Here is a 3,073-nt window from a genome sequence, read left to right on the forward strand (position 1 = left end):
ATCACAATAGCAAAAATATCATAGGCAACAGCAGAAGTGTCGAAGGCTAAAGTATCCAAAACGAGTTTAAACTCTTGGAAGATTGCGAAAAGTTTAAGCTGGGAAAATCACACCAGCGAATTACTATCAAAACTTCTCTAAAAAACGACTTCAAACAATCCCTATGAAATTCTAGAGAGATACGAGAATAATAAGAAAAACAGTTGAATTAGTAATCTCAATTATACTTATCAGAGAAATTCACCTATCGCAATTAGTTTTTTAATATTGTTCTGGTGTTGATTTATTAATCATGATTAGTGTTATTGTTACTGAGTATAATAAGAGGGATTATTTAAAATACGCTTTGAGTAGTGTTTTTAATCAAAGTCTAGATAAGAGTTTATATGAGGTAATTTTGACTAAGAAGGAAGAGGATAAAGAGATTGATGATTATGCTAGAAAAAACGGTGCTAAGATAATTTATGATGAAACTTCGCGCTTAGGTGAAAGAATTTATAGCGCTATGCAAGAGTCTAAGGGTGATATTATAACCTTCCTAGAAGATGATGATATGTATAATGAGAATAGGTTAAAGATAGTTTATAATGCTTTTAAAGATAGGAAAATAGGAGGATTTAGAAATGCGGTTATTCTAATAGATAAATTAGGTAATAAAATTAAAGAGGAAGAAATAAAGGAGGATGAAATACTCAACCCTAAAACATACAATCATCGTAAACATTTCATGCCATTCGTTAATAATTCTTCTATAGCCTTGAGGAGGGACTTAATAGATCCTGACCTAAAATCTATAGAGCTGATGATCGACGTTTACTTCGCCTTCATCTCAATTTGTAATAAACTTTATGAAGGCCTCTATAACGTGAAGGATAAGCTAACGTTTTATAGAATTCATCCTCATAATGTAAGTAATCCATCAACCTTATCACAACGAGTATCATTTAACAGTAGGCACATGCACGAGTCTGAATTAATTTTTAATAAGTTTAAGGAATGTAGTAAAGAAGTGAAAAAAAGCCTTGAATTTTATAGGATTAATGACAAGCTAAACTATTATAGATTATATTTACTTTTAAATGGGAAGAGTCCACCAGATATGGATTTCACATTAGGCGAAAAACTTCAATTATTAACTATACCTACCAGATTACCATTTAAGTTTAAATTAGCTATAGCACTTACTGGACTTGTATTGTTTTTACCTAAGCCAATACGAGATAGGATTATTGCGTATAGGACAAAAAAGATTTTTAACATAAAATAATGTAAAAATATTGCTTATATCCTAATTTATTTAGTTATAACATACTATCATTCCATACTCTAATAATTCTCTCCTAGTAGATATTCATTATCAACTTCTCGCATCAACATAAACTATCATTATACTTAAAATTGGCCTTAGATTCCCTTAGTCTAGGCAAATTACTATCCTTATCAGAGAGTATAGGATAATTAGTTGGCCATTTGACATTTATTTCATCATCATTCCATACTATCCCAGAATCATGATCCTTAGAAAACTCCTTAGTAACCATGTAAACTACATGAGAATCTTCTAATGCATAGAAACCATGAGCAAAACCAGCTGGAATCCATAATAATTTACCTGGCGTTAATTCAACACCAACCCACTTTTTATAAGTAGGAGAGCCCACCCTTAAATCAACTGCAACATCAAATATCTTACCAGATATTACAGTAACTAATTTACCTTGAGCGTAGGGATTTAATTGAAAATGTAAACCCCTCAAAACTCCCTTTTTAGAAAAAGAATGATTAATCTGTGGGAAATTGCAAGGAACGTAATTTTTAAAATCGCTTTCCTTGTATAATTCCTCAAAATACCCTCTATTGTCTGGAAATTGCTTAGAAATTATTAAAACAACTTCAGGTATTTCCAACCTTTTGAATTCAAATGGCATATCTAAATCACTTTAAGACAAATTAAAAATCATTTAGGTAAGCAGTTTATCTAATCTTTGGCTTTTAAACGTTAAGACTTATTATTTCACTCTTTAGGATCTTTAATGCTTCAATTAAATTCAATGGCCTATTTATCTTTAACATGTTTTTAGCCTTCTCCACATTTAACGAAGAATTTTTAGGTCTTTTAGCCTTCCACTTAATCTCACTCGTAGTTGTTGGAATTATGAGTCCTTTATTCAATCCAAAAACCTCAGCTAATTTAACTGAAAATTCATACCTACTTATTTGAGAATCGTCAGTTAAATGAATGATAAAATTATAATGCGTATTACTTTCTATTAACTCTTTTAACATTAAAGCGAAACTAGTATTTAGAGTAGGTGAAGTTATCTGATCAATTAATACGCTAACCTTCTCGTTATTTTTTAACTTCTTAATAAGCCATAGGGCGAAATTATCTTTCCCACTAGCTGGATTACTACCATAAGGAGTACTAGTTCTAGCAATAATAAAAGAGCTTGAATTTTTCATCACCTCTCTTTCACCTTGAAGTTTAGTTAAACCATAAAAATTGATTGGATTTGGTTCATCTTCTTCCCTATAATTCCCCTTAACCCCATCGAATACGTAATCCGTTGAAACATAAACTAGTAGAGAACCGTATTGATTAGATGATTTAGCAATTTCCCTTGTAACATCTACATTTAATAATTTAGCAAGTTCTTTATCTTCTTCGCACTTATCAACATTTGTTAATGCGGCAGTATGAATTACTACATCTGGTTTAATCTCACTTATAATTTTCCTTACATTATCAAGTTTAGATAGGTCAGCTATTACGTAATTTCCTTCAGGCTTACTCGTATTATAAACTCCTATTACCTCATGAGAAGTAGAGAATATTTGTAAAATTTTCTTTCCCAAAAGACCTCCAGCACCGGTTAGAAGAATTCTCATTCAAATCACAATTTTATTTGCGATCTATCCCCTACTATTATTCTTATTGAGCTCGGCTTACCTGAGGAGTTACTTATTGTACAGTAATTACCTATAATACTGTCACTTATTCTCTGGCTTATATTTTCTATAGTAGTATTTCTCATTACTATAGAATTTTCTATATCCACATTAGCTAATACGC

At 30.9% G+C, this 3,073-nt stretch carries 3 protein-coding genes; 1 reads left to right on the plus strand and 2 read right to left on the minus strand.

What is annotated here, in order from left to right:
* Positions 1-292: 292 nt before the first annotated feature.
* Entirely contained in the window at positions 293-1,267 is a 975-nt protein-coding gene (locus tag QXE01_12350; protein ID MEM4972028.1) for a glycosyltransferase, read from the plus strand.
* Positions 1,268-1,370: 103 nt separating this feature from the next.
* Here the strand turns inward: QXE01_12350 and rfbC are convergent, their stop codons facing one another.
* Positions 1,371-1,928: a dTDP-4-dehydrorhamnose 3,5-epimerase gene (gene rfbC, locus QXE01_12355; GenBank protein ID MEM4972029.1), complete on the minus strand. Its 558-nt coding sequence runs from the start codon at positions 1,926-1,928 to the stop codon at positions 1,371-1,373.
* Positions 1,929-1,992: 64 nt separating this feature from the next.
* A complete protein-coding gene (gene rfbD, locus QXE01_12360; protein ID MEM4972030.1) occupies positions 1,993-2,889 on the minus strand; it encodes a dTDP-4-dehydrorhamnose reductase in 897 nt (298 codons plus the stop codon).
* Positions 2,890-3,073 lie beyond the last annotated feature (184 nt).

It is taken from the genome of Sulfolobales archaeon (genome assembly GCA_038897115.1).
Classification (GTDB): Archaea; Thermoproteota; Thermoprotei_A; order Sulfolobales; family AG1; genus AG1.